This is a genomic window from Paracoccus sp. 22332 (assembly GCF_052045125.1).
Taxonomy (GTDB): Bacteria; Pseudomonadota; Alphaproteobacteria; order Rhodobacterales; family Rhodobacteraceae; genus Paracoccus; species Paracoccus haematequi_A.
Genome location: NZ_JBQEOI010000001.1, coordinates 124,128 through 149,305 on the forward strand (window position 1 = coordinate 124,128; position 25,178 = coordinate 149,305).

The 25,178-nt window shown below is 65.0% G+C and carries 26 protein-coding genes; 9 read left to right on the plus strand and 17 right to left on the minus strand.

Annotated elements, in window-relative coordinates; genetic code table 11:
- Positions 1-121 precede the first annotated feature (121 nt).
- The gene (locus ACTJI6_RS00535; protein WP_440796894.1) at positions 122-586 is read left to right on the plus strand and encodes a hypothetical protein; all 465 of its coding nucleotides are present in this window, start codon (positions 122-124) and stop codon (positions 584-586) included.
- A gap of 74 nt (positions 587-660) precedes the next feature.
- On the opposite strand, the gene ACTJI6_RS00540 is transcribed toward ACTJI6_RS00535, so the two are convergent.
- The 7 genes from ACTJI6_RS00540 to ACTJI6_RS00570 are packed head-to-tail and all read right to left on the minus strand — an operon-like array spanning position 661 to position 7,275.
- The gene (locus ACTJI6_RS00540; protein ID WP_440796896.1) at positions 661-1,293 is read right to left on the minus strand and encodes a PqiC family protein; all 633 of its coding nucleotides are present in this window, start codon (positions 1,291-1,293) and stop codon (positions 661-663) included.
- Position 1,294: 1 nt separating this feature from the next.
- Positions 1,295-3,334: a PqiB family protein gene (locus ACTJI6_RS00545; protein WP_440796898.1), complete on the minus strand. Its 2,040-nt coding sequence runs from the start codon at positions 3,332-3,334 to the stop codon at positions 1,295-1,297.
- Positions 3,335-3,341: 7 nt separating this feature from the next.
- Positions 3,342-4,010, minus strand: coding sequence for a paraquat-inducible protein A (locus tag ACTJI6_RS00550; RefSeq protein WP_440796900.1), 669 nt, complete (start codon positions 4,008-4,010; stop codon positions 3,342-3,344).
- A complete protein-coding gene (locus tag ACTJI6_RS00555; protein WP_440797322.1) occupies positions 4,007-4,687 on the minus strand; it encodes a paraquat-inducible protein A in 681 nt (226 codons plus the stop codon). The genes ACTJI6_RS00550 and ACTJI6_RS00555 overlap by 4 nt, the downstream gene beginning before the upstream one ends.
- A 39-nt stretch (positions 4,688-4,726) precedes the next feature.
- Positions 4,727-6,508: a histidine kinase dimerization/phosphoacceptor domain -containing protein gene (locus ACTJI6_RS00560; RefSeq protein ID WP_440796902.1), complete on the minus strand. Its 1,782-nt coding sequence runs from the start codon at positions 6,506-6,508 to the stop codon at positions 4,727-4,729.
- A 9-nt stretch (positions 6,509-6,517) separates the two neighbouring features.
- Positions 6,518-7,084, minus strand: coding sequence for an RNA polymerase sigma factor (locus ACTJI6_RS00565; RefSeq protein WP_440796904.1), 567 nt, complete (start codon positions 7,082-7,084; stop codon positions 6,518-6,520).
- Positions 7,085-7,128: 44 nt separating this feature from the next.
- On the minus strand, positions 7,129-7,275 hold the full coding sequence (locus tag ACTJI6_RS00570) for a NepR family anti-sigma factor (protein ID WP_440796906.1): 147 nt from the start codon (positions 7,273-7,275) through the stop codon (positions 7,129-7,131).
- A gap of 97 nt (positions 7,276-7,372) precedes the next feature.
- Between ACTJI6_RS00570 and ACTJI6_RS00575 the strand changes: the two genes are divergently transcribed.
- The gene (locus ACTJI6_RS00575) at positions 7,373-8,179 is read left to right on the plus strand and encodes a response regulator (RefSeq protein ID WP_126153468.1); all 807 of its coding nucleotides are present in this window, start codon (positions 7,373-7,375) and stop codon (positions 8,177-8,179) included.
- Positions 8,180-8,209: 30 nt separating this feature from the next.
- Here the strand turns inward: ACTJI6_RS00575 and ACTJI6_RS00580 are convergent, their stop codons facing one another.
- Genes ACTJI6_RS00580 through ACTJI6_RS00595 form a run of 4 tightly spaced genes read right to left on the minus strand, consistent with a single transcriptional unit; the run spans position 8,210 to position 11,278 of the window.
- Positions 8,210-9,091 carry a YihY/virulence factor BrkB family protein gene (locus tag ACTJI6_RS00580; RefSeq protein WP_126153467.1) on the minus strand — a complete coding sequence of 294 codons (882 nt, stop codon included), beginning with the start codon at positions 9,089-9,091 and terminating at the stop codon, positions 8,210-8,212.
- A 57-nt stretch (positions 9,092-9,148) separates the two neighbouring features.
- On the minus strand, positions 9,149-9,850 hold the full coding sequence (dnaQ, locus tag ACTJI6_RS00585) for a DNA polymerase III subunit epsilon (protein ID WP_440796908.1): 702 nt from the start codon (positions 9,848-9,850) through the stop codon (positions 9,149-9,151).
- The gene (coaE, locus tag ACTJI6_RS00590; RefSeq protein WP_440796910.1) at positions 9,843-10,430 is read right to left on the minus strand and encodes a dephospho-CoA kinase; all 588 of its coding nucleotides are present in this window, start codon (positions 10,428-10,430) and stop codon (positions 9,843-9,845) included. The genes dnaQ and coaE overlap by 8 nt, the downstream gene beginning before the upstream one ends.
- Positions 10,427-11,278, minus strand: a complete 852-nt coding sequence (locus ACTJI6_RS00595; protein WP_440796912.1) for a shikimate dehydrogenase — start codon at positions 11,276-11,278, stop codon at positions 10,427-10,429. The genes coaE and ACTJI6_RS00595 overlap by 4 nt, the downstream gene beginning before the upstream one ends.
- 464 nt (positions 11,279-11,742) lie before the next feature.
- On the opposite strand from ACTJI6_RS00595, the gene ACTJI6_RS00600 reads away from it, so the two are divergent.
- From ACTJI6_RS00600 to ACTJI6_RS00630, 7 genes are all read left to right on the plus strand, one after another.
- Positions 11,743-12,186: a CopD family protein gene (locus tag ACTJI6_RS00600; RefSeq protein ID WP_440796914.1), complete on the plus strand. Its 444-nt coding sequence runs from the start codon at positions 11,743-11,745 to the stop codon at positions 12,184-12,186.
- Positions 12,187-12,313: 127 nt separating this feature from the next.
- On the plus strand, positions 12,314-13,585 hold the full coding sequence (rho, locus tag ACTJI6_RS00605) for a transcription termination factor Rho (protein ID WP_126153462.1): 1,272 nt from the start codon (positions 12,314-12,316) through the stop codon (positions 13,583-13,585).
- Between the two features lie 10 nt (positions 13,586-13,595).
- On the plus strand, positions 13,596-14,861 hold the full coding sequence (gene mnmE, locus ACTJI6_RS00610) for a tRNA uridine-5-carboxymethylaminomethyl(34) synthesis GTPase MnmE (RefSeq protein WP_440796917.1): 1,266 nt from the start codon (positions 13,596-13,598) through the stop codon (positions 14,859-14,861).
- Between the two features lie 9 nt (positions 14,862-14,870).
- Entirely contained in the window at positions 14,871-16,730 is a 1,860-nt protein-coding gene (gene mnmG, locus ACTJI6_RS00615) for a tRNA uridine-5-carboxymethylaminomethyl(34) synthesis enzyme MnmG (RefSeq protein ID WP_440796919.1), read from the plus strand.
- A complete protein-coding gene (rsmG, locus tag ACTJI6_RS00620; RefSeq protein WP_440796921.1) occupies positions 16,727-17,320 on the plus strand; it encodes a 16S rRNA (guanine(527)-N(7))-methyltransferase RsmG in 594 nt (197 codons plus the stop codon). Before mnmG ends, rsmG begins: the two co-directional genes overlap by 4 nt.
- Complete coding sequence (locus tag ACTJI6_RS00625; protein WP_440796923.1) at positions 17,310-18,092, plus strand: ParA family protein; 783 nt, start codon at positions 17,310-17,312, stop codon at positions 18,090-18,092. Before rsmG ends, ACTJI6_RS00625 begins: the two co-directional genes overlap by 11 nt.
- Positions 18,092-18,982 carry a ParB/RepB/Spo0J family partition protein gene (locus ACTJI6_RS00630; protein ID WP_440796925.1) on the plus strand — a complete coding sequence of 297 codons (891 nt, stop codon included), beginning with the start codon at positions 18,092-18,094 and terminating at the stop codon, positions 18,980-18,982. Before ACTJI6_RS00625 ends, ACTJI6_RS00630 begins: the two co-directional genes overlap by 1 nt.
- A gap of 17 nt (positions 18,983-18,999) precedes the next feature.
- Here the strand turns inward: ACTJI6_RS00630 and ACTJI6_RS00635 are convergent, their stop codons facing one another.
- The 6 genes from ACTJI6_RS00635 to ACTJI6_RS00660 all read right to left on the minus strand — a co-directional run bounded on the left by ACTJI6_RS00635 (position 19,000) and on the right by ACTJI6_RS00660 (position 25,116).
- Positions 19,000-19,518 carry a nucleotidyltransferase family protein gene (locus ACTJI6_RS00635; protein WP_440796927.1) on the minus strand — a complete coding sequence of 173 codons (519 nt, stop codon included), beginning with the start codon at positions 19,516-19,518 and terminating at the stop codon, positions 19,000-19,002.
- Positions 19,515-20,402: an XdhC family protein gene (locus ACTJI6_RS00640; protein ID WP_440796929.1), complete on the minus strand. Its 888-nt coding sequence runs from the start codon at positions 20,400-20,402 to the stop codon at positions 19,515-19,517. The genes ACTJI6_RS00635 and ACTJI6_RS00640 overlap by 4 nt, the downstream gene beginning before the upstream one ends.
- A gap of 35 nt (positions 20,403-20,437) precedes the next feature.
- On the minus strand, positions 20,438-22,609 hold the full coding sequence (locus ACTJI6_RS00645; RefSeq protein ID WP_440796931.1) for a xanthine dehydrogenase family protein molybdopterin-binding subunit: 2,172 nt from the start codon (positions 22,607-22,609) through the stop codon (positions 20,438-20,440).
- Positions 22,606-23,574 (minus strand): FAD binding domain-containing protein, encoded by a 969-nt coding sequence (locus ACTJI6_RS00650; RefSeq protein WP_440796933.1) that lies wholly within the window; start codon positions 23,572-23,574, stop codon positions 22,606-22,608. Before ACTJI6_RS00650 ends, ACTJI6_RS00645 begins: the two co-directional genes overlap by 4 nt.
- Positions 23,571-24,095, minus strand: coding sequence for a 2Fe-2S iron-sulfur cluster-binding protein (locus ACTJI6_RS00655; protein WP_440796935.1), 525 nt, complete (start codon positions 24,093-24,095; stop codon positions 23,571-23,573). Before ACTJI6_RS00655 ends, ACTJI6_RS00650 begins: the two co-directional genes overlap by 4 nt.
- 109 nt (positions 24,096-24,204) lie before the next feature.
- Positions 24,205-25,116, minus strand: a complete 912-nt coding sequence (locus tag ACTJI6_RS00660; protein ID WP_440796937.1) for a phosphatase PAP2 family protein — start codon at positions 25,114-25,116, stop codon at positions 24,205-24,207.
- Between the last annotated feature and the right edge of the window lie 62 nt (positions 25,117-25,178).

The window sequence follows — 25,178 nt, forward strand, 5'->3', positions numbered from 1 at the left end:
CAACAGGGCCGCCGGGATTCACGCCGGTTTCACGGCCTCGGCCCAAAGTGATTCCATTGTAACCGATCATCGGTCGCACGGGGTGACGCCTCGCTTGGCAGCAGCAGGAGGAAAGAACGACATGCCGGGTGACACAATTCCGAATTTCAACAACGTGATCGCCGCGCTTCAGCTTCTGGGCGGTGGACCGGGGGGTGCGCGGAATGCGCCGGTCCAGACGCCAGACGGCCTGATGGCGGCGGTGCCGGGACGATCAGGATTCGGCGCTCCTCTCGCCGAGGCCGACCGCCCCACCTGGGCCGCATTCCGGCGGCTCGAGCAGGAGAACCGGCTTCTTGTCGATCATGTCGAGATGCTGGCCTGCGCCCTGGGTGCCTGCCCGAATTGCTGGGGCGGCATCGAGGATTGCGAAGATTGCGGAGGCGTCGGGCGTCCCGGTGCCTTCGCGCCCGACCGGGCCTGTTTCGACCAGTTCGTGCTGCCGGTCATCGTGCGCGTCATGGGTCGCGCCGAACCGGGCTGCGACCCTGGATCCTGCCCCGGCGATTACCGGGATCGGGATAACCCGCCAAGTCCCTCTGTTTAAACGGTGTTCCCTGTCCCTTGCGGGTTGTTTGGCGGATGGTTTTTCGACCATCCGCCAATTTTTTTTCCTGCCCCTCAGAACAGGGGATCAAGGGCGAAGGGATCGGCGGGCGCGGTGGTGGCGATGGTGCGGCCCGGACCCGACAGGGTGGCGATCTGCTGGGCCAGCAGCGTGATGGCCGATGACGCAGCCGCAGCCGAGGCCGCAGGGCTGGATGTTCCCATCGGCACGGAAATGTCGAAGCTGCGGGCGTGGTTCGCGCCGCCGCTGGCATCGTCCGCCACGAAATAGCGCCCCGACAGGCGATAGACGCCGTTGGCCTGGGCCAGGGCCTTTTCGACGCGAACCTCCAGCACCCGCTGGGGCGGTTCGGCCAGCGGCCAGGGTTCGCCGATCACCGTCGCGCCCGAGACGTCCGAAATGGCCCGCGCCAGCGACAGGGTAAAGGCGCGCTGCGGGTTGTCGGCCCACAGGTTGTCGGGGTTCGACCGCACGGCGCCGTCCTGGGTCTGGAAGGCGACCTCTTGCGCCGAGGCGTATTCGGGCAGCGACACGTCCTTCAGTTCGGCGCTGCCCAGGCGGTTGGGCACCTGTCCCCCCGTCAGCGGCGGGTCGATCAGGTAGCGCGCGGTCTTTTCCGGGTCGGAACAGGCGGACAGCCCCAGAAGGCCAAGGCAGGCAAGGACAAGCGGCAGGCGGTGGGTCATGTCATCGTCCCAGAATGAAGGCGCGGGGGTTGCGTTCGATCAGCCGGGCCAGCGAGCCGAAGGCCGCCGTCGCGCGGCGCAGTTCGCGCAGCATGTTGATCGCCTCGGTGTTGAAGGCCGAACGGTCGCCATAAGACGCCAGCACCCCGTCCGCCCGCGCCGCCGTCGCCTCCAGCCGCTGGATCAGTTGCGGCAGGCGCTGCACGGATTGCGCCACCTGGTCGGCGGCGGTGCTGGCGCTGTCCAGGGCGTCGTTCAGGCTGCCCGCCGCATCGCCGTCGCGCAGGTCGTTCAGCAGGCCCGATGCGGCTTCCAGCGTGTCGGACAGGTTGCGCGGCAGTTGCTCGGCATCCTCGCTGCCCAGCATGGCGCGCAGATCGGCCAGAATACCTTCGGCCTGGGCGCTGATTTCCGAAAAGTTGAATTCCTCGACCGCGGCCGCAGCCGCGTCGATCTGCTCGACCATCGCGGGGGCATCGGCGGCGGCCAGCTTGACCGCCTCGGCAGCGGCGGCGGCTTCCTCGACCAAGCGGGCGATGTTTTCGGCCGTGCCGTTGTCGCGCAGATCGCGGGCCATGGTGCCGATGTCGGTCGCGGCGCCGCGCGTCTGGTCCAGCGTCTGTCGCAGGGCTTCGGGAATGGCGCGGGTGTCGTCGGAACTGGCGATGGCGGTGATGCTGTTCATCATGTCGGTGGCCGACCGCAAGACCTCCTCGAACGGCAGGTTGCCGATGCGGGCCATGAATCCCTGGGCGCTGGCGCTGAAATCGTCCAGGTCGCCCGCGACCGAGGGGATGATCGGGTTCGGTTCTGCGTCCAGGTCGATGCTGGCCGGTTCGGCATCCGGGATTTCGACCAGTTCGACCTTCAGCGAGGTGCCCAGGAACCCCGCGCTGGCGACACGCGCGCGCAGCCCGTCGGCCACCGCCTGTTGCAGGAAGGCCAGCGCGTCTTCAGGCGTGGCCTCGGCACCCAGGCCCAGCCGCGCGGGCGAGATCGCCAGGGTCACGGCCTGCCGGATGTCGCCGCCGGGCTGGTCCAGCGTCACCGCCAGATCGGTGACCTGGCCCACCCGCAGGCCCTGGAACTGCACATCCGCGCCCTTGGCCAGCCCTTGCAGGGAATCGTCGATCAGCATGGCGATGCGCAGCGGTTCGCCGCTCTCGCTGGCCAGGATGTCGTTTCGGGCGGTCTCCTCGTCGGGTTGCAGGACATAGACATGGCCCGGCTCGACCGGGCGGCCGCCGCTGACAAGGGTGTCGAAGGCCACGCCGCCTTGCAGGACCGAGGACAGCGAGTTCACGTTGAAGGACACACCCGACGCCCCCAGCGACAGCGAGAATCCCGAGGTGTCCCAGAACACGGTCGAGGTGGTCAGCCGCTTGTCATGCGGCGCCTCGATGAAGGCGTCGGCGATGACCTGATCCTCGGTGTCGGCCAGGCGCAGGTTTTCCATCCGTCCGACCTGGACCCCGCGATACAGGACCGGCGCGCCCTCGCTGATGCCGTCGGCGTTTTCCATCGACAGCGTGACCTGGGTGCCGGGCGTATCCACCCGGATCAGCGGCGCACGGTCCAGCCCGACGAAATGGTTTTGGGGCGCGGTCACGTTCGCGTCCCAATAGCCTTCGATGAAGGATCCGGTCAGCACCGTGTCCAGGCGCGTCACGCCCTGGGCCGTGACCTGCGGGCGGACGATCCAGAACGACGCCTCGGCGTCGATATAGGGGGCGACGTCCTTGTCCACGCGGATCTTGACCACCACGCGCGACAGATCCGAGGTGAAGCTGACGGATTCGACCTGGCCCACGGTGATCTCGCGGAAGCGCAACGCGGTTTCGCCGGGCGTCACGCCGGTCGCGTCGGCGAATTCGACCTCGATCACCTCGCCCCGATCGGCATAGGCGTTCCAGGCAATGCCCAGCGTCACGATCAGGGCGACGATCGGGACCAGCCAGATGACATTGATCCCGGCTTGGGCGGCGCGCGCAGCGGTCTTGCGCACAGGGCTTGCCGGTTTCAGCGGCGGCGTGTCGGTCATCGCGGTGTCAGTCCTGCCCCTCGGTGGCCGTCCGGCTGCGCAGCGGAAGCCCGCGCCAGATCAGTCTTGGATCAAAGCTTTGCGCGGAAAGCATGGTGAAGGCAACAGACAGCGCAAAGGACACCGCGGCAGGGCCCGGATGGATGGAGGCGACGAAGCCCAGTTGCACCAGGGCCGACAGGATCGCCACCACGAACACGTCGATCATCGACCAGCGGCCGATGAATTCCACCACCTCATAGATTTTCAGCCGGGTATGGGCCTGTTCGACCGTCGCGGGCCGTCCCGCAACCATCGCCAGCCAGGCGATCGCCAGGAACTTGGCCACCGGCACCACGACCGAGGCGACGAAGACGATGATGGCGATGTCGTAATTGCCGTAATGCATCAGTTCGACCACGCCTTGCAGGATCGTCGCTTCGGAACTGCCTTGCAGCCCGGCGAAGGTCTGGGTCCGCATCATCGGAAACAGGTTGGCGGGGACGTACATGATCAGCCCGGCGGCCCACCAGGCCCAGACCTTTTGCAGGCCCCGGCGGTCGGGCGGCACCAGATCCGCGCCGCAGCGGTCGCAGGTTTGCCGGTCCTGGGGCCAGACGCGGCCGCAGGACCGGCAGCCCAGCAGCCCGGCGCGATGCGCGGTCAGGATCGGCGCGGCGTGGCCGTCCTCGCTCATGCGCTGCGTCCCTCGACCATTTCCCGGCCGTCGGTGGGCAGGCCGGCATCCTCGATGGCGTCCCAGATGGTCGTCTGGCACATGAACCCGCGCGAGGCGACGTTGACCAGGATCAGCGCGCAGAACGCCCAGAAGGCCGGTCCCAGATGCACGGTCGCCAGCCCCGCGACCTTGATCAGGGCGACGGCGGTGCCGATCACGAAGATCTCGGCCATGGACCAGGGGCGCATCAGTTCCGACCAGCGGAAGGCCCGCGCCGCATGGCGGTAGGGCGCGCGGCCCTGGGCCAGCGGCGTCAGCGTGTAGACCAGCAGGAAGGCCCGCAGCACCGGCAGGCCGACGATCATCACCATCACCGCCAGCACCAGCGGCAGCAGCACCCCGTCGGCGAAGGCCATGCCCACCCCGAACAGCGAGGTCGCATTGCCGAAGCCCATCCGCGAGATTTCCAGGAACGGAAAGAACACCGCCCCCATCATCAGGACCATCGACGTGAAGGACAGCGCGATCAGTTGCGTGAACGCCCCGCCGCGCGGCTTGGCCAGCACCCCGCCGCAGCGGATGCAGCGCGCGGTTTCGCCGGGTTGCAGTTCTTCCTCGACATGTAAGGCATCGCAGCGCGGACAGGCCATCAGCCCCCGGCCGGTCGTCAGATCAATGCGGTCCCGCGCGTCCATGCCTGCCAAGATAGTGCCCCGCCCTGCCTGCGCAAGCGGTCAATGCCGCGCGCCCGCCCGCGCCGCCGAGGTCAGCACCACATTGCGCCCATCCGCCGCGACATTGCCCGCCTGGACCGCGAATTCCAGCCGCAGCACGAAGCTGTCGCCCTCTATCCCCGTCGTGGCCTCGCCCTCAAGCTGGGTCGTGAAGGCCTCGATCAGCTGGCTGCCAAGGCCGGTGCCGCCCGTTTTGCCGGTCCGGTCGATGGAATTCGCGATCTCCAGCACCCCGCGCCCCGGCGCCGGAGAGGTCAGGCTGATCCTGACCCAGGGCGCATCCTGGCCGGGGGCCGTGCCCGCATATTTCAACGCATTCGTGAAAGCCTCGGTCGCCAGCAGCGACAGCGGCACGGCCTGGTCTGGCAGCAGGACCAGGGTCTCGATATGCGTCTCGACCCGCAGATCGCTGCCCGGCTCGACCGATGCGCTGACCATCTGGTTCACGATGTCGCAGATCAGGCGCCCGGCCTCGACCGCGTCCAGGTGTTCGGCCTGATAGAGGTTGCGATAGATCGTCGCCAGGGCCGCCACCCGGTCCTGGACCGACCGCAGCACGCGTTTGGCATCGGGATCGTCGATCACCCGGCTTTGCATGTTGATGATCGAGGCGATCAGTTGCAGGTTGTTCTTCACCCGGTGGTGAACCTCTTTCAGAAGAACGGTCTTTTCGGCGACCGCCTCCTCCATCGCTTCCTCGTCGCGGATCAGGATCCGGGCCATGTTGTGGAAGGTCTGGCTGACGTCGAAGATCTCGGTCGGGGCGTCGGACAGCACGGGGGGCGGCTCGGACCGATTGCCGATGGCAAAGCGGCGCATCTGGGATCGCAGCACGGTGATGTGGCGCAGCACCATGCGGAAGACCGCGAAATAGGCCACCGCCAGCGACACCAACCAAAGGGCCATGGGGATCGTCACCGCGCCCAGCCGCGACAGCTGGAACAGGCCGACGCTGGCGGTCCGGGGCGACCAGCTTCCCAGAGCATAGACCAGCCCCGGAACGGCAGGGACCACCGTGAAGGTGCGCGTCTGTCCGTTGCCCGCGCGCGCCTTGAAGGTGGTTTCCGTGCGCGACAGCAGATCGACCAGGTTCATGTTCTGCGGCAGGATGTCCTGGGTCGATGTCTCGGCATCGCTGTCCGAGGTCAGGATTTCGCCCCGGTGGTTGAAGGTCACGATCCGCGCGCCTTCGGTCCCGAAGGTGATGTTGTGGGTCGACCGCAGCAGTTCCGTGGTCAGCGACAGGCCGATATAGCCCAGCATCTGCCGGTCGCGATACAGCGGCTGCGTCACCAGCACCACAGGACGCCTGGTCACGGTCCCGGACTGAAGCGAGGTGACCAGCGTTCCCGGTTCTTCCATGAACCGCTTGTATCCTTCGGACTGGGTGAAATCGACCGGCTGGTCGCCGCCCGACGAATTGCAGGTGCTGATCCCGTCCAGCGGCACGAAGCCCGCAAAGACATAGGTGGCGCTGCGTTCGATGAAATTCCGCATCAGGTCGGCGCAGACCTGCGGCCGGTCCAGCGATTCCAGCACTGCCGGGCCAAGCGCGTCGGCCGAACCCAGGGCGCTTTGCAGCAAAGCCCGTTCCCCCGCCGCGGCCGAGGAGGTGCGCCCCAGCAGGGCCAGTTCCACCCCGCGTTCGGCCTCGCGCACCAGGTTGAAGTTCTGGATCAGTGAGATCAGGCCCAGCGGCAGGATCGCCACCGACAGAAGGGCGCCCAGCCGGAACCCCAGCTTGCGCGTGAAATCCAGCCGATCGCTGATCCGCCGGAGCACCGGCGCCCCCTAGCGGGCGATGGTGTGGCTGGACGCCATCACGGCCAGGGTCGCCTGATCGGTCATATCCAGATCCTCGCCGTTTTCCATGTGCAACAGTTCGGCCAATTTGCGCCGCCCGCGATTGGCCCGCGATTTGACGGTGCCGATGGCCACGCCGGTCATATCGGCCGCTTCCTCGTAGGAAAAGCCCGAGGCGCCGACTAGGATCAGGGCCTCGCGCTGTTCGTCGGGCAGTTGCTGGAACGCCGCGCGGAAATCCTTCAACGCCAGACGCCCGTCATGGTCGGGGCGCGTGGCCTGGCGCGCGGCGTGGATGCCATCGCTGTCGCTGACCTCGCGCTTGGTCTTGCGGCGCGCGGAATAGAAGGTGTTGCGCAGGATCGTGAACAGCCAAGCCCGCAGGTTGGTGCCAGCCTGGAACTTGTCCATGTTGGTCCAGGCCTTGACGATGGTGTCCTGCACCAGATCGTCGGCGCCAGCCCCTTCCCGCGTCAGCGACAGGGCAAAGGCCCGCAGGGCGGGAAGGTGGTCCACCAGCTGATCGCGCGGATCAATGGTCGCGGAAGTCTTCATTCTTTCACCGTCCACCGTCGCGGATCGTCGCTTTTGGAAATGGGTCACTTCTGCTCGCGCAGCTGTTCGAGAAGGGTAAGAAAACGGTCGGGAATTTCTTCGGTCGTGTCCTGTTCGAAGGCGCGACGCAAGTTTTCGTCAATCTGCTTCTCGACTGCCGCCTTGCGACGGTCATCTCGCTTCGGTGTCATTCTTTTGTTAGTCCCGGTAATCTTGTGCGCACGTTGACCAACCTGTAGGGGTTAGGACAGGTTCCGCACAATATGTGAAATTCGAAGGATCTGAAACATGTCGTCTGCCGACCTTGCCCAGTCCATCGGGCGCGAGCTGCCCTATCTGCGGCGATACGCGCGTGCGCTGACAGGCAGCCAGCGCGCCGGTGACAATTATGCCGCAGCCACCCTGGAAGCCATCCTGTCGGACCGATCCGTCCTGGACGCCGAGGAGGATATCCGCATCGGCCTGTTCCGCACCTTCCATGCGATCTGGCAAAGCTCGGGCCAGCCCATCGACGATGCCGATCGCACGGCGCGCGAAGCGCGGGCGCAGGATCACCTGCGGAGCCTGACCGCCAATTCCCGCGAGGCGCTGCTGCTGCGCACGATCGAGGAGTTGCGCTATGACCAGATCGGCCGGGTCATGCAGATCGACCAGGCCGAGGCCGAGGAACTGGTCCAGATCGCCCTGACCGAGATGAGCGCGAGCTTGCGCGGCAAGGTCATGGTGATCGAGGACGAGATGATCATCGCCATGGACCTGAAGGGCATCGTCCAGGCCATGGGCCACGAGGTGACGGGCGTGGCCCGGACCCATACCGCCGCCATCGAGCTGGCGGGCCAGTCGCGCCCGGACCTGATCCTGGCCGACATCCAGCTGGCCGACGGATCGTCGGGCATCGACGCGGTGAACGAATTGCTGCGCGATCTGGGCGATATCCCGGTGATCTTCATCACCGCCTTCCCGGAACGGCTGCTGACCGGCGAACGGCCCGAACCGGCCTTCCTGATCTCGAAACCCTATACCGAGGAACAGGTCCGTTCCGCCGTCAGCCAGGCGATGTTCTTTTCATCGACCGAAGGGCTGGACGCGGCCTGACCGGCCCACGACCAGGCAAGGGGCGGCGGGTCATTCCGCCGTCTTTTTCGCATCCGCCAGCAGCGAAGCCCGCGCCTCGCGCGCGGCCCGGACGCGGCGGCGGCGGGCCAGTTCGACATTGATCAGCGCCCCCAGCAGCACCGAAAACCCTGCCAGATAGAACCACATCAGCAGCGCGACCACCGTGCCGATGGATCCGTAGATCCGGTTATAGCTGTTGAAGCTGCTGAGATAGGCCGAGAACGCGACCGAGGCCGCCGCCCACAGGATCGCCGCGAAGAACGCCCCCCAGGTAAAGACCGGGGTGCGCGGCGTCTTCACGTTGGGACCATAGCGATACAGGATGCCGATTCCCAGGACCACCAGCAGGAACATCGCCCCCCAGGGCAGGCCCGCGACCAGCCAGCCGCGCACCTGCTCGAACACCTGGAAATTCAGAAGGATCGGCACGATCACGATGGTCGCCAGCCCGGCCAGCGAAATGCCGACGATGGCCAGGGTCAGCGCATAGGCCAGCACGAAGCCGAAGATCGTCGAATGGCCGCGCACCCCATAAGCGGCGTTCAGCCCGCCCACCACCGCCTCGACCCCGGCGCGGGCGGCGATGGTCGCGACCATGAAGGACACGAAGGAGGTCCAGCCGACCGAGGTGCGCCCGGTCGAGGTCAGCGACAGCACCTGTGCATCGATCAGTTCCGCGGCGCCGTCCGGCAGGAATTCGTGGGCCACGTCCATATAGGTCATGATCACGTTCGGATCGAACCACAGGCTCCACAGCGCCAGGATCGCGGCAAGGCCCGGAAAGACGGCGAACATGGCATAAAAGGCGACGCCCGCGGCGATCAGGCCCATATGGATCTTGTCCATGCGTTCGAAAACGGCCGCCCAGAAGGACCAGATTTCTCGCAGCATCGGCACCGTCGTCCTTGTGTCAGCCCAAGGTCATGGCGTCACCGGCAGGCGGATCTGTCAACCGCCATAGCGCGCCCAGACCGCGCTTTCCCCCAGACGTGCGACAAATTCGGCATGGGCCGCAGCCTCGGCCGGGGTCAGGCGAGAAGGCAGCGGCGTGGGGCGGGGATTGCGCGGACCGCTGGCGCCCTGCGGCCCGGCGACTGCGCCGCGCTGCGCAGGCTGGTCCAGCACCAGATCGGGCTGCCTGCCGCCGATCAGCTCCAGATAGACCTCGGCCAGAAGCTCACTGTCCAGAAGCGCCCCGTGGCGCTGCCGGTTCGAGTTGTCGACCCCGAAGCGGCGGCACAGCGCGTCCAGAGACGCCGGCGAGCCGGGGAATTTTTCCCGCGCCAAAGCCAGGGTATCCAGGGCGCGTGACCAGGGCAGGGTGGGGCGGCCCAGGCGGCGCAGTTCGGCATTCAGGAATTTCATGTCGAAGCTGGCGTTATGGATGACCAGCCGGGAATCGTCGCCGATGAAATCCACGAAGCCCTGGGCGATCTCGGCGAATTTCGGCTTGTCGCGCAGGAAGTCGTCGCCCAGGCCATGCACCTCGAAGGCGTCGGGGGGCATGGGGCGTTCGGGGTTGATATAGACGTGATAGGTCCGGCCGGTGGGCAGGTGGTTGAAAAGCTCGATCCCGCCGATTTCGACGATGCGGTCGTCCTTGTCCGCATCGAAGCCGGTCGTTTCGGTGTCCATCACGATCTCACGCACGGGCGGCGATCTCCTTCACGATATGGTCGACGGCACGGCGCGCGGCCTGGGGGCTGTCGGTCGGGATGATCCAGTCGGCCCGCGCCCGCTTGTCCGCATCCGGCATCTGCCGCGACAGGATCAGGGCCAGCAGATCGTCCGTCATGCCCGGCCGCGCCAGCACCCGCCGCCGCTGCGTGTCGGCATCAGTCGAGACCACCGCCACGCCGTCCATCAGAGCCTGATAGCCGTTTTCGTAAAGCAACGGAATATCCAGAACGACCAGCGGCGCGTCGGCGTGACGGGCGATATACGCCTCGCGATCGGCTGCGGCGATGGGATGGACGATGGCCGACAGCCGGTCGAGGGCCGCCGGGTCGTCCGCGATCACGGCTTTCAGCGCCTCGCGGTCGATGCCGCCGTCCCGCAGCGCCGGCGGAAAGGCCGCCGCGACCGGCCCGACAGCCGCACCGCCCGGCGCATACAGGCGATGCACCGCCTGGTCGGCGTCCCAGACCGGATGGCCCAGGTCGCGGAAGATCTGCGCCGTGGCGGATTTGCCCATGCCGATGCTGCCGGTCAGGCCCAAGCGGAAGGTCATTCCAGCACGATCCTGCGGGTTTCCTCGTCAACCTCGGGGCGGCGGCCGAACCAGCGTTCGAAACCCGGCGCCGCCTGGTGCAGCAGCATCCCCAGCCCGTCCACCACCCGGCAGCCGCGCGCCTGGGCGTCCAGCAGGAAGGGCGTCATCAGCGGCGTATAGACCAGATCGGTGACCAGGGCATCCGGCGACAGCGCGTCCAGCGGTACGCGCAGCGGCTGCTTCCCGTCCATCCCCAGTGAGGTCGCGTTGACCACGGTGGCCGCGCCTTCCAGCATGTTGCCCGCCTGCGCCCAGTCATAGACGACCAGCCGCGCGCCGAATTCCGCCTTGATCTGTTCAGAGCGGATCCGGGTGCGGTTGGTGATGCGCAATTCCCTGACGCCGCTGTCCAGAAGCGAGGCGACCACCGCCCGAGCCGCGCCCCCCGCACCGATGACCGCAGCAGGCCCGGCATCGGGCTGCCAGTCGGGCGCGTTCTGGCGCAGGTTGGCGATGAAGCCATAGCCGTCGGTATTGTCGGCATGGATCTTGCCGCCGGGGCGGAAGATCAGCGTGTTCGCCGCCCCGATCAGCGCCGCCCGGTCGGTCACGGCATCGGCCAGGGTCAGCACGGCTTCCTTGTGCGGGATCGTCACGTTGATGCCGACGAAACCCAGGCGGGGCAGGGCGCGCAGAACCTCGGCCAGGTGTTCGGGCATCACCGGCATGGGGATATAATGCCCCGCGATCCCGTAACGGCGCAGCCAATGGCCGTGCAGGCGCGGCGACCGGGAATGGACAATGGGCATCCCGATCACTCCGGCAAGCGGGACATGGGCGGGTCGGCTGGGCTGATCGTCGGTCATGGCAGGCATCCCTTGGCTTGCCGTCCAGCCTAGGCCGCTATGCCCGCGAAAAAAAGCATCCTGTCGCAAGGGGATGCGCAGTGTGGCCATCCTGCCTGTGGATAAGATTCGGGGGGAATCGGGTCGAATCATGGGGGCAGGACGGCACGCTTGGGACCGGGACGAAATCCGGGCGGGAACATCCGGCGAACGCGGGCCACGCGTCCCCAGGTGCATAACTTCCCCTCCCGCGGCCCCGGATCTGTGGAGAACGCCGCCGCGACCGCAGTCTCCACAGATTTATCCACATGGTACATCACTGAAAAAAGGTCTTAATTTTAATTTTTGCCGTGATCTTCCCGGAATTATCCACATCCCGAGGATCCGGGGACGAATCGCGGGATTTCCGCTTTATCCCGCTGTCCACAGGGCCTACATCAACATCATCCTTTATCTTTCTTTTCTATTTAAGAAGAAGAACGACGATGCTGGACGGGCTTTCGGTGATCTATCCCTATGCCAAGGCGTTTCACGTCATGGCGGTGATTTCCTGGATGGCGGGTCTGTTCTATCTGCCCCGTCTGTTCGTCTATCACGCCGAACGCGGTCAGGCGCCCGAACCCGCCGACAGCTTCATCATCATGGAACAGAAGCTGCTGCGACTGATCATGAACCCGGCGATGATCGCCACCTGGATCAGCGGTCTGGCGCTGGTGCTGACGCCGGGCATCGTCGACTGGTCGATGGTCTGGCCCTGGACCAAGGCGGCCTGCGTGCTGGGCATGACCTGGTTTCATATGTGGTGTGCCGGGCAACGGCGCGTCCTGTTGGCGGGGCGGGGCCAGCCCGGACGGCGCTATCGCATGATGAACGAGGTTCCGACGCTGCTGATGGTGGGGATCGTACTGTCGGTGATCGTCAAGTTCTGACCGCCGCGATTGACTTTGGTGCCTCCGCTGTCTATGTGACGCGCAAGCCCGGCCGTCCGGCACGGGGATTCCCGATTCATATCCTGACCAGCCGTGCGGCGCTGCCGCGGGCGATTGCGGTGCCATCATGTCCGAAGAACGTCTGAACCTGTCCGAACTCAAGGCCAAAAGCCCGGCCGAACTGCTGTCGTTGGCCGAGGAATGGGAGATCGAGAACGCTTCGACCATGCGCAAGGGCGAGATGATGTTCTCGATCCTCAAGGAGCATGCCGAGGAAGGCTTCGACATCGGCGGCGACGGCGTGCTGGAGGTGGTTCAGGACGGTTTCGGCTTCCTGCGGTCGACCGCTGCGAACTATCTGCCCGGTCCCGACGACATCTATGTCAGCCCCGACATGATCCGCCAGCATTCCCTGCGCACCGGCGATACGGTGGAAGGCGTGATTCGCGCGCCTGGCGAGAACGAGCGTTACTTCGCCCTGACCAAGGTCGAGCGGATCAATTTTGAAGATCCTGAAAAGGCCCGTCACAAGGTGGCCTTCGACAACCTGACGCCGCTGTATCCGAACGAGCGGCTGAAGATGGAGATCGAGGATCCGACCCTGAAGGATCGCTCGGCCCGGATCATCGACCTGGTGGCGCCGATCGGCAAGGGCCAGCGGTCTCTGATCGTGGCGCCGCCGCGCACCGGCAAGACGGTGCTGCTGCAGAACATCGCCCATTCGATCGAACGCAACCATCCCGAATGCTATCTGATCGTGCTGCTGATCGACGAACGCCCCGAGGAAGTCACCGACATGCAGCGCTCGGTCAAGGGTGAGGTCGTGTCCTCGACCTTCGACGAACCGGCCAGCCGTCACGTTGCGGTGTCCGAAATGGTCATCGAGAAAGCCAAGCGCTTGGTCGAGCATAAACGAGATGTTGTGATTCTTCTAGATTCAATCACAAGACTTGGTAGAGCATTCAACACGGTTGTCCCCAGCTCTGGCAAGGTTCTGACCGGCGGCGTCGATGCGAATGCCTTGCAGCGGCCCAAACGTTTCTTCGGTGCCGCGCGTAATATCGAGGAAGGCGGATCGCTGACCATCATCGCGACTGCGCTGATCGACACGGGCTCGCGCATGGACGAGGTGATCTTCGAGGAATTCAAGGGCACCGGCAACAGCGAGATCGTGCTGGACCGCAAGGTGGCCGACAAGCGTGTCTTCCCGGCCATGGATATCCTGAAATCCGGTACGCGGAAGGAAGAATTACTGGTCGATTCCAAAGACTTGCAAAAAACCTATCTGCTGCGCCGGATCCTGAACCCGATGGGCACGACCGACGCCATCGAGTTCCTGATCTCGAAGCTGAAGCAGACCAAGTCCAATTCGGAATTCTTCGATTCGATGAACGCCTGACGGGGCCGCTATGGATCTGATCTTTGCCGAAGCCACCCCGCCTGGGCGGGGTGGCGTTTCCATTATTCGCATCAGCGGTGATGGTGCGCGCTTGGCAGCTGAACGGCTGGCCGGTGTCCTTCCCTTGGCCCGCCAAGCCTATCTTCGCGATATTCGGGACGGCGACGACGTTCTGGATCGGGCCTTGGTGATCTGGTTCGAGGCAGGACACAGCTTCACGGGCGAAGACGTGGCCGAGATTCATCTGCACGGCGCGCCGGTCATTGTTCGTCGCTTGGGCCAGATCCTGACATCTCAGGGCCTGCGTTTGGCCGAAGCCGGGGAATTCACGCGCCGCGCTTTCCTGAACGGCAAGATGGATCTGTCCGAAGTCGAAGGTCTGGGCGATCTTCTGGCCGCTGAAACCGAATCGCAACGCCGCATGGCGTTGCGACTGAGCAATGGAGAATTGGCGCGAAAGGCGGATGGTTGGCGTTCCCTGCTGATCCGGGCAGGTGCCCTGGTGGAAAGCAGCGTGGATTTCGCCGATGAGGATGTTCCAGAAACCGTTCCAGAGGAAGTTTTCGATCTGCTGGCGGAATTCCGGCAGGAACTGGACGAGCAGATCAACGGATATGTTGCGGCGGAACGGATCCGCAGTGGTTTCGAAGTCGCGGTCATAGGTCCGCCGAACGCAGGAAAATCCAGCCTCATCAACCGCATTGCGCGCCGAGAGGTGGCTTTGGTTTCGGACATCGCGGGAACCACACGCGATATCATCGAACTGCGTCTGGATTTGCGGGGACTGGCTGTGACGTTGCTGGACACGGCCGGACTGCGGAATGCTCAGGACAGGATCGAGAGCTTGGGGATAGATCGTGCCCGCGGACGTGCAGCGGCAGCGGATCTGAGGATCCATCTTTCGCCGACAGGGGAAGTGGACGAGTCCCTGTGGCAGCACGGCGATCTGAAAGTGGTCAGCAAGGTGGATCTGGGTGAGAGATCCTCTGATTTATCCGTGTCCTCGGTGACGGGGGAAGGGATCGACAGCTTGCTGGAGAATTTGTTTACCGTCCTGTCTGTCCGAACCGCGGATGCCGGCCTGGTAAGTCATCAACGGCAGCTTGGCGCCTTGATCGAAGCGCGGGAATCTGCAAGCGAAGTGGATGGCCTGCCAGCGGAACTGCTGGCCGAGGCGATCCGTCGTGCGGCCAGTTCACTGGATCGTTTGCTTGGCAGAATCGGCGCGGAAGATTATCTGGATGTCATCTTCTCTTCGTTTTGTATCGGGAAATAGGTGTTTCACGTGAAACAATACGACGTGATCGTGGTGGGCGCCGGCCATGCGGGAATCGAAGCTGCCTCGGCCGCGGCGCGTCTGGGTGCTCGAACCGCGCTTGTGACCATGAGGTGGGAAGACATCGGAACCTTGTCTTGCAATCCCGCTATTGGGGGGTTGGGCAAGGGGCACTTGGTCCGGGAAGTGGATGCTTTGGACGGCCTGATGGGACGAATTGCGGATCAGGCGGGTATCCAGTTCCGCCTTTTGAACCGCAAGAAAGGTCCGGCTGTCCAAGGGCCTCGCGCACAGATGGATCGTGCCTTGTACCGGGACGCGGCCTTCAGGACCTTGTCGAAGCAGGATAATTTGACGCTTCTATTTTCGGAAGTGGCGTCGCTGATCGGAACTGACCACGATGTAACAGGGGTCGAACTGGCTGACGGGGCAGTTGTGTCGTCGGCTGCCGTGGTCTTGACGACCGGAACCTTTCTAAACGGCGTTATCCATATCGGAGACGTTAGCCGTGCAGCGGGACGTTTGGGGGATCAGGCATCCAACCGTCTTGCAGATTCGCTGTTGCGTTATGATCTTCCCTTGGGACGGTTGAAGACGGGAACGCCGCCGCGACTGGACGGTCGGACGATCAACTGGGATATCCTGGAAGCTCAGCCCGGAGATGATAAACCGACGCTGTTTTCGTATCTGAGCCGTCACGTTGAAGCGCCGCAGGTGAGCTGCGGCATCACGCATACAAATTCCACCACTCACGATATCATTCGCCGTAACTTGTCCCGTTCCGCAATGTATGGCGGACATATCTCGGGACGCGGGCCGCGCTATTGTCCATCGATCGAAGACAAGGTGGTGCGTTTCGCGGATAAGGAATCGCACCAGATCTTTCTGGAGCCGGAAGGCTTGAACGATTGCACCGTTTATGCCAACGGAATCTCCACTTCGCTTCCGGCCGAGGTCCAACTGGAATACGTTAGATCGATCAAAGGGCTGGAAAACGCCGCTATCCTTCAACCCGGATATGCCGTCGAATACGATTATGTCGATCCGCGCGCCTTGAGGCAGACGCTGGGTCTGAGGAACGTCAGCGGGCTTTATCTTGCGGGCCAAATCAACGGCACCACCGGGTACGAAGAGGCGGCGGCGCAAGGCTTGGTCGCGGGTCTGAACGCAGCGCTGGCGGCGCTTGATCGTGATCAGGTCATTTTCAGCCGGACCGACAGCTATATCGGAGTCATGATCGACGATCTTACAACGCGCGGAGTGACCGAGCCGTATCGCATGTTCACCTCTCGGGCAGAGTTTCGCCTGACCTTGCGGGCAGACAATGCCGATCAACGATTGACTCCTTTGGGCCTGAGGCTGGGCTGCGTCGGCGCCGAGAGAGGTGTGGCTTTCGAAGAACGACAGGGCCGGTATGTCGCGGCACGGCAGGAATTGGAAGCCGCAAGCTACAGTCCCAGTGCTTTGAACAAGGCGGGCATTGCGGTACGGCAGGACGGTCAATCGCGGACGATTTTCGGCCTGCTTGGGCAGACTGATATCCCGCTCGCACAGTTGATGGATTTGTATCCTGCCTTGAGCAGCATCAGAGCAGAGACATTGCAGCAGATCAGGAATGACGCGCTCTATCATCAGTATACTGAACGTCAGGCTCGAGATGCAGAAATGCTCCGAAACGATGAAGCGATCTCTCTGCCTCTGGATTTCGATTACGGTCAGTTATCCGGTTTGTCAGGGGAATTGACCGACAAGCTGATGGCCGCCCAGCCGGCAACCTTGGCGGCGGCTGCCAAAATCGAGGGAATGACACCTGCTGCGCTGACGTTGTTGCTTACCGTCACACGAATGACCGGCAAACGCCGCGCATGAGTGTTTCACGTGAAACAACAGAGCGGCTGGAAATCTATTGTTCCTTGCTTCAACAGTGGAATCCGCGCATAAACCTGGTCGCTCCCTCGACTCTGACGGATTTGCAGAACCGGCATATAGCCGATGCCCTGCAGCTTACCGATCTTGCCCAAGCTACAGAGGGATCCTGGGTTGATCTGGGAAGCGGCGGCGGATTGCCCGGCATGGTGATGGCCATTGCAAAAGCCGATACGAAGGTCGCGTTTACTCTGGTCGAAAGCGATCAGCGTAAGGCGGCCTTCTTGCGCACCGTCATTCGGCAGGCCGGCTTGCCCCGCGTCACGGTTCTGGCGCAAAGGATCGAAGCTATTCCTCCGCTGAATGCCGCCTATGTCAGTGCCCGCGCCCTTGCTCCCCTTCCGCAGCTTATGGCATATCTGAACCTGCACCTTGCGCCGTCTGGGACAGCCTTTCTGATGAAAGGACGGCAGTGGAAGACCGAAATCGAAGAGGCCAACCGGACCTGGAGCTTCGATTATGTCGCCCATCCCAGTCGCACACAGGACGGTGCGGCGATATTGGAAGTTAGCGGGGTCAAACATGGCGCATAGCGTCGTCGCCATTGCAAATCAGAAGGGCGGGGTAGGAAAGACCACCACGGCTATCAATCTGGGCGCGGCCTTGGCCATGCAGGGGCATCGGGTCATCTTGGTCGACCTGGATCCGCAGGGGAATGCCTCGACCGGCTTGGGGATTAATGTCGAGCAGCGGGAAAAGACCGTCTATGACCTGTTGGCGGGCCAGGACTCCTTGGCCGAGTGCAGTGTGGAAACCGATATTGCCAACCTCTCCATCGTACCCGCGACCTCGGATCTGTCCTCGGCCGATGTGGAATTGTCGCAGGTCAAGGACCGCACGCGCTTGCTGCGGCGGAAACTGGACCAGGCAGAGGCCGACAGCATCGTCCTGATAGACTGCCCTCCGGCCTTGGGGCTGCTGACAGTCAATGCGATGGTGGCGGCCGATGCCGTTCTGGTGCCGTTGCAAGCCGAATTCTACGCGCTGGAAGGCCTGTCCCAGCTGCTGTCGACTGTCAAGCATGTCCGGCAAAGCGGCAATCCGAACCTGCGGGTGAATGGCGTTTTGCTGACCATGTCCGATTACCGCAACAACCTGTCCCAGCAGGTCGAGGCGGATGCCCGTGCCACCTTGGGCGATCTGGTCTTTGCGACCGTCATTCCCCGCAATGTGCGTGTTTCGGAAGCGCCGTCCTTTGCGCAGCCGGTCCTGCTCTACGATCCCGCATCCAAGGGCAGCGCAGCCTATCGTCAATTCGCGGCCGAGTTCGCCGCGCGTCTGAAACTGGTCAAGGAGGAAGCCTGATGTCCGACAGTAAACTTGCCAAGCGCGGTCTGGGGCGCGGCTTGTCGGCGCTGATGGCCGATCTGGATCTGGACGGACCGGCGGATGCAAAGCCGGTGAAGGACCGCACCATGGTCCCCATCGAACAGATCACTGCCAATCCCGACCAGCCCCGACGCCATTTTGATCCTGCCGCCTTGCAGGAACTGGCGGATTCGCTGCGGCAGCGGGGTGTCTTGCAGCCGCTGATCGTGCGCAGCCATCCCAAAGATGATGGGCTGTACCAGATCGTCGCTGGCGAACGCCGCTGGCGCGCCGCGCAGATGGCGCAATTGCACGAACTGCCGGTCATCATCCGCGACCTGTCGGATACCGAGGTTCTGGAAGTCGCGATCATCGAGAACATTCAGCGCGCGGATCTGAATGCCATCGAGGAAGCCGCATCCTTCCGGCAGTTGATGGACAAATTCGGCCATACCCAGGAAAAACTGGCCGAGGCGTTGAACAAAAGCCGCAGCCACATCGCCAACCTGCTGCGTCTGCTGACCTTGCCCGACCAGATCCAGGATTATGTGAAGGATGGAAAGCTTACGGCTGGCCATGCGCGCGCCCTGATCACGGCGGATAATCCCCTGGCCTTGGCTCGTCGGGTGATCGACAATGGTTTGTCCGTCCGCGAGACGGAAGATCTTGTGCGCCAGAAGGCAAAAACCACTACCAATGGTGAAAAGTCCCAAACAGCGCGGAAAGCGGACAAGGATGCCGACACGCGCGCCTTGGAAGCCGACCTTTCGGCCCAGTTGAAGATGTCCGTGACGATCAACCATGCATCGAATGGGGCAGGGGTCGTCAGCATCGGCTATCGAAACCTTGAAGACCTCGACCGTCTGTGTCAGATCCTGGGACGATAGTCACAACCTATTGTTATCTAATATAAATCATCTGGCCTATCGACATCGCGAAGCAGCCAGGTATCGACGCGGACGCGGTGCAGGTCCGGTCGTGTCCGCAGCACCGCCCCCGCGCCTTGGTCACCCGATAGCAGCGCGATGTCCGCGAACATGGATCGCGGCAGACTTGCGGGCGGGGTGATGCGGTCGCCGTCGCTTGCCGCTGCCGGGGCGGGTGCGGCGGCGAGACGCAGCAGCAACGCCGCATCGACATGTGGCATATCGCCCAGCACCACCAAGGCGCGGTCATCATCCACCGCCCCCAGTCCGGCGCGCAGGGACTGCGATTGCGGTCCGATGCTGCGGATGATTCGGAATTCGGGCAGCAGGTTTTCCACCGCGGGGTCGGCAGTCACGGCCAGGGCGGGCAATCCAGTTGCCAGGACTGCCTGGGCTGCATGACGGATCAGAGGTTTGCCTCGATAAGGCGTTTGCAGCTTGCAGGTGGACCCGAACCGCCGGGATGCGCCGGCCGCCAGCAGGACGATCGTGGTCACGACGCCCGTTCCAGAACTTCGGCCAGGACCGAGACGGCCAGGACGCGCGGATCGCGGGCTGATTCGATCAGGCCGATCGGGCCGTGCAGGCGGTCCAGGTCCCTTGTCACGCCCAGTTGGCGCAGGCTTTCCAGGCGCGTATCGCGCGCGCGACGCGACCCCTGAGCGCCGATATAGAAGGCGGGCGATTCCAGGGCGCGGGCCAGGATTGGCGGTTCCCAGTCGTGGTCGTGGAAGAACAGGACCACGGCGCTGCGGTCGTCGATGTTCAGGTCGGCTGGCAGGGCGGGCCAGGGCAGCAGACGGATCGGCGACCCCCGCGCCTCGGCCCGCGACAAGGCTTCGCGGTCGGGCGCGAGGACCAGATGAGGATAGCCAGCCACCCGCACCAGATCCGCGAAGATGGCGGCCTCGGGGCCTTGGCCGAAGATCAGAAAGCGGGGCGGGGGCGGCAGCGCGATGCGGAACCCTTCCGGCGTCGCGCCGGTCGGCCCCGGATCGCAGCGGATCAGGCGCAGGTCCGGGGTGACGCAAAGCGCGACATGCTGGCGCGCCGCCCGCGCCGCCGCGATCTCGGCCAGCAGGGCCGGGCAGGGGCGGGGAATCAGGGTCACGTCCAGCCCGCCGCCGCAGGGCAGGCGCAGGTCGAACCAGGGCGAGCCTTCCCCATAGCGCAAGCGAACAGGCCCATTCGCCAAGGCCATCCGGGCATGGCGCGCCAGATCCGTTTCGATGCAGCCGGAACTGAGCGTTCCGACCTGCCGGTCCCCGCAAAAGGCCATCATCTCGCCCAAAGGGCGATAGGACGGGCCGGTGATGCCGGTGATGATCGCCAGGACCGGATTGTCGCAGGCCAAGGCCGCCCCCAGCGGATCGTCGGGCATGTCCCCCGACGGGGCAGGAAAGGCCCCGGCCTGCATCAGTCCAATCCGGCGATGATCTTGTCCGGCGTCGCCGGAAGCTGCCGGACGCGCACCCCGCAGGCGTTGTGGATAGCGTTCAGCACCGCCGCGCCCGCGCCGCAAATGCCCAGTTCGCCCAGTCCCTTGGCTTGCAGCGGGCCGACATAGGCATCGCGTTCGGGCAGGAAATGCACCTCAAGCTCCGGGACATCGGCATGGCAGGGGATATGGTATTCCGCAAGGTCGCGGCTGACAACATGGCCGTCGCGGGGGTCGTGTTCCATCGCCTCGGTCAGGGCGATGCCGATGCCGAAGCTCATGCCGCCCAGGCATTGCGACCGGGCGGTCTTTTCGTTCAGCACACGTCCGCAAGCAAAGACGCCCATCATCCGGCGGACGCGGACCTCTCCGGTCCAGCGGTTCACGGCAACCTCGGCCCAATGGCTGCCCCAGGTCGCCTGACGGTGGGTCTTTTCCGTCTTGCCGGGCTGCAAATGCCCTTCGGCGGTGATCTGGCCGTCGATCAGTTCGGACAGCGGCCGCGACACGTTCCCGGCGCGGGCCATTCCGTCGTGCAGCGTCAGGTCGGTTTCGTCGCAGCGCATGGCCTTGGCGATCTGGCTGCGGATTTCCTCGCAGGCGAGATAGACCGAATTGCCGCTGGAGGCCGCGCCGAAGGATCCGCCCGAACCTGCGGCGGGCGGAAAGTCGGTGTCGCCCAGCCGGACCTCGACCCGGTCAGCGGGAAGGCCTAGCATTTCGGCGGCAAGCTGCCCCAGGATCGTATAGGTGCCTGTGCCGATATCGGTCATGTCGGTCTCGACGATGGCTCGGCCGTCCTGGTGCAAGGTGACGCGCGCGCGGGATTCGACCAGCATGTTGACGCGCACCGCCGCCGCCATGCCCATGCCGATGAACCATTCCCCCTCGATGCGCTGCCCGGCGGGCTTGCGGGCCGACCAGCCGAAGCGTTGGGCGCCATCGCGCAGCGCCTCGGCCAGCTTGTGGCTGGAAAAGGGACGATCCGTCACCGGCTCGGCATCGGGGATGTTGCGCAGACGCAGTTCCACCGGGTCGATCCCGGCGGCCTCGGCCAGTTCGTCCATGGCGCATTCGAAGATGGTGACGCCGACCGCCTCGCCCGGCGCGCGCACGGATCCGGCGCAGCCGCGATGGATGCGGGCGACGGCATGGACGATCTGGCGATGCGCCGCCTGATAGGTGAAGGGCGTGGCCTGGGTCACGGGTTCGGAGAATTCGCTGCCCGGCAGGTTCGACACCAGGACGTCATGGCCGATGCCCGACAGCACCCCGTTTGCATCGCAAGCCAGCCGGACCCGCTGGCGGGTTTCCGACCGGCGATGCGCCAGGTCGAAGACCTGCTGACGGGTCATCGCCACCATCACCGGCCGGTTCAGCTCTCGTGCGGCGATGGCGGCCGCCACCGCCTCGGCATTGATCCCCAGCTTGGATCCGAAACCGCCGCCGACATAGGGTGCCAGCAGCCGCACCTTGCTTTCGCGGATGCCCAAGGCGTCCGCCATCTGCTTGCGGTTCGACGACAGCATTTGCAGCCCGGCCCGGACGGTGACATGCCCCCCGTCCCATTCCGCGATGGCGGCATGGGGTTCCATGGCCGCCGACATCTGCGACGGTGTATGCCAGACCTGATCGACCGTCACGGCGGCGTCGCGCATCGCCTGATCCAGATCGCCCGTGGCCGACTGCTTCTTCGGCGGCAGTTCGGGCGTCACCGATTCCGGGATGACCGGCACGGTTTCCGGCGCATAGCGGATGGCGATGTTCTGGGCGGCATGGCGCGCGGCTTCGAAGGTCTCGGCCACGACCAGGGCGATGGCCTGGCCCATGTATTCGACCCGTTCCGGCCCCGAGGGCGGCGCCTTTTCGGCCTGACCTTGGGCGGCGTAATGGATCATCCGCTTGTCCTGGATCACCGCCAGGGCGCCGGGCGCGTCGTCGATCTCCAGCACCTTGCCCGCTGGAATCTCGGCCTGGACCAGTACCCCATAGGCCATGTTGCGGGGCCGCGCCTCGGCGGCATAGGTCGCGCGGCCGGTGACCTTCAGCGGCCCCTCCAGCCGGTTGAGGGGCTGGCCCAGCACGCCTTGCGCCATATGGTCCAGGCGGTCGTCATGGTTCGGGCCATCGACCCGCAGGTGCCGTGTCATGGCTTGGCCTCCATTCCGGTCGCGTCGCGCAGGGTGGCGATCAGGCTGCGCCGCAGCAGGGGGATCTTGAACTGGTTCTCGCCCCAGGCTTTCGCCGGGCGCAGCAGGATCTCTGCCGCTTCGGCGAACAGCGCGTCCGAGGGTTCCTGGCCCGCCAGCACCGCTTCGACTTCCGGGTCACGCCAGGGCTTCGCGGCCACCCCGCCGAAGGCCAGCGCAGCCTGAGAGATCCGGCCATCTTCCAGGCCGACCACCGCCGCGACCGAGACCAGGGCAAAGGCATAGGATGCGCGGTCGCGCACCTTGCGATAGCGGTGCTGACCGCCGACCGGGGCGGGCAGGGTGACGCCGGTGATGATCTCGCCCGGCCGCAGCACGGTCTCGATTTCGGGGGTGTCGCCGGGCAGCAGGTGGAAATCGGCCAGCGGCACCTGCCGGGGGGCGGGGCCGTCGATATTCACCACCGCATCCAGGGCGCGCAGGGCCACCGCCATGTCGCCCGGATAGGTGGCGATGCAGTGGTCCGACGCGCCAAGGATCGCATGGTTGCGCGTCACCCCGCCGATGGCCGCGCAGCCCGCGCCGGGGTCGCGCTTGTTGCAGGCCATGCGGCGGTCATAGAAATACGGGCAGCGGGTGCGCTGCATCAGGTTGCCGCCGGTCGTGGCCATGTTGCGCAACTGTCCGCTGGCGCCTGCCAGCAGCGCTCGCGACAGCACCGGATAATCGCGCCGGATGACCGGATGCGCGGCCAGGTCGCTGTTTCTGACAAGCGCGCCGATGCGCAGACCGTCGCCATCGGATTCGACCCGGTTCAGATCCAGGCGGGTGATGTCGACCAGGGCATCGGGGGCCATCACCTCGTGTTTCATCAGATCCAGCAGGTTGGTGCCGCCCGCGATGATCGTGGCGCTTGCGGGCAGGTCGGCCAGGGACGCTGCGCGAAGATAGGTGAATTCCCTCATGCCGCGTCCTCGTGCCGGTCGTCCGCGCCGGCCGCCTGGCGGATGGCCGCGACGATATGGGTATAGGCGGCGCAGCGGCACAGATTGCCGCTCATCCGTTCGGCGATTTCCGCGTGGGACAGCGCGAACGGCCCCTCCAGACTGGCCGAGGCGTGGCTGGGCCAACCCGCCGCGATCTCCTCAAGCATTCCGGTCGCCGAACAGATCTGGCCCGGCGTGCAATAGCCGCATTGGAAACCGTCATGGTCCAGGAACTGCTGTTGCAGCGGGGACAGGCGGTCGGGGTTGCCAAGGCCCTCGATGGTGGTGATCTGCGCGTCTTCGGCCATGCAGGCCAGGGTCAGGCAGGAATTGACCCGGCGGCCGTCGATCAGCACCGTGCAGGCGCCGCATTGGCCGTGGTCGCAGCCCTTCTTGGTGCCGGTCAGCCCCAGGTGATGGCGCAGCGCATCCAGAAGCGTGGTGCGCGCGTCCACGTCAAGGTCATGGGTCGCGCCGTTCAGGTGAAGTGTGATCTGCATGAATCCCCCGGAGGCTGGCATGGATTGCTGGCTGGTGGCAGGGTCTCAACCGCCAGCCGGGCCGGACGTTCCACGCGTCCGCAGCTTTCCGGCAGGCAGAGAGAGCGTCCTAACGCGCGGCGATGTCCTGGCCGCCCATTTCCTCGAAAGCGTTTCGGACCAGGTCCGCCTTGTCCGCTGCCACATCGGCCGACAGCCTGATGCCGCCGCGCAGGGCCGGATCGGACGGGGTATCGCCCTTGGCGGCATCGCCGCCGGACGGGCGGGTGCCTGCCGTGTTGTCGTCGCCCTGCGCCTCGGCAAAGATGTCGGCGCGGTTCAATCCGTGCTGCTGGACCAGATGTTCGATGGCGTAATCCGCGGCCTCGCGCGTCTGGAAAAGGGCGACGACGGTCTTGGTGGCACTGTCCGACATGGGATTCTCCTGCGATAGGGGGTTTGGGGGCAACAGCAGATCGACCAGCCGCGCGGCCGTCAGGCCAAGCGCCGCACCGGCCGCGACATCCGCCGGGTAATGCCTGGCGCGCGGGATCTGCACGCCCGACATCAGCGCCGCGGCGGCCCAGGCGGGCAGTGCCAGGGACGGCATGTCGCGGGCCACGATGGCCGCCACCGCCACTGCGCCCGCCGTATGGCCCGACGGGAACGAGGTGTCGTGCCCGCCCTGGGTCTCTCCCGGCTCGAAGGTATAGTCGCGGTCCTTCACGACCTCTTCGGGGCGGATGCGGCGCAGGCGGTTCTTGATCTGCCGCTTGACGGCATTGGCCAGCACATGCGCCACCATCATCCGCAACCCGGTCCGGGCCACATCGGGGCGCCCGGCGGCCAGCCCGCCCGCGATCATCGCGCCGCAGACCGTGCCCAGCGGGATCTGGTCGGCCAGTTCGCTGGCCGCGCCAAGGGTCTTGACCAGAGGGTGGTGGCGATGACGGGCGGCCAGGGCGGCGGCCTCGACATCCATCCGCTCCAACCCTTCGGTCTGGGGGGCGGGATGGGCGGCGGGATGGGTGCGCTGTGACATGGCTTGGTAACGGCGCGCCTGGGGGGCGGTTCCCGCCGGGTGCGGAACAAATCGCCGCGCGT